The organism is Mesorhizobium sp. M7A.F.Ca.ET.027.03.2.1, from assembly GCF_003999175.1.
In the GTDB taxonomy this organism is placed as follows: domain Bacteria; phylum Pseudomonadota; class Alphaproteobacteria; order Rhizobiales; family Rhizobiaceae; genus Mesorhizobium.
In genome coordinates, this window is sequence record NZ_RZOM01001632.1 from 1 (window position 1) to 819 (window position 819).

An 819-nucleotide genomic window follows, 5' to 3' on the forward strand; every position below is an offset into this window, starting at 1 on the left:
GTCCAGGTGCCGCCGACCTCATCACACTGCGCGGCGCCAAGCTCCTTGCAAGCTGCCCGGTCTGCCTGCATGCCGGTTCGATCGTCGCGCCCGAGCTTTTGCAGCATTGCGCGCCCGGAACAAAACTGGTCGACACCGCGCCGATGTCGCTCGACGAGATCGAGGCCGAGTATGTCGCGGCCCACAAATCGGGCCATGATGTCGCCCGCCTGCATTCCGGCGACCTGTCGGTGTGGAGCGCCGTCGCCGAGCAGATCCGCCGGCTAGAAAAGCATGGCATTCCCTACACGCTGACGCCGGGCGTCCCCTCCTTCGCCGCTGCCGCCGCCGCATTGCGCCGCGAGCTGACCATTCCTGAAGTCGCGCAAAGCCTGGTGCTGACCCGCATCTCCGGACGCGCATCAAAAATGCCGCCCGGCGAAACGCTGGCCGGCTTCGGCCGCACCGGCGCCACGCTGGCGATTCATCTAGCCATCCACGCCATCGACCGCGTCGTTGCCGAGCTCACGCCGCACTATGGCGGCGATTGCCCGGTGGCGGTCGTCTTCCGCGCCTCCTGGCCGGACGAGCGTGTGCTGACCGGTACGCTGGCGACCATCGAGGCGCTGCTCGCCGCCGATCCGATGGAGCGCACGGCGATCATCTTCGTCGGCCGCTCGCTGGCAGCCGAAGGTTTTGGCGAGAGTTCATTGTACGACGCCCACTACCAGCGGCGTTTTCGCGGACGGGACGGATTGTGAGCGGCAGCAATAAAAACACCGGCGAAAACGCTACGCTCGAAAAAGCCTTGTCCCGGCTGAACTTCAAGCCGCGCCGGCT

At 66.3% G+C, this 819-nt stretch carries 1 protein-coding gene; it reads left to right on the forward strand.

The genetic code is table 11. From position 1 onward, the window contains the following. The coding region (cobM, locus tag EN750_RS36945) for a precorrin-4 C(11)-methyltransferase (RefSeq protein WP_127399458.1) at positions 1–740 on the forward strand (740 nt) is incomplete at its 5' end. Between the last annotated feature and the right edge of the window lie 79 nt (positions 741–819).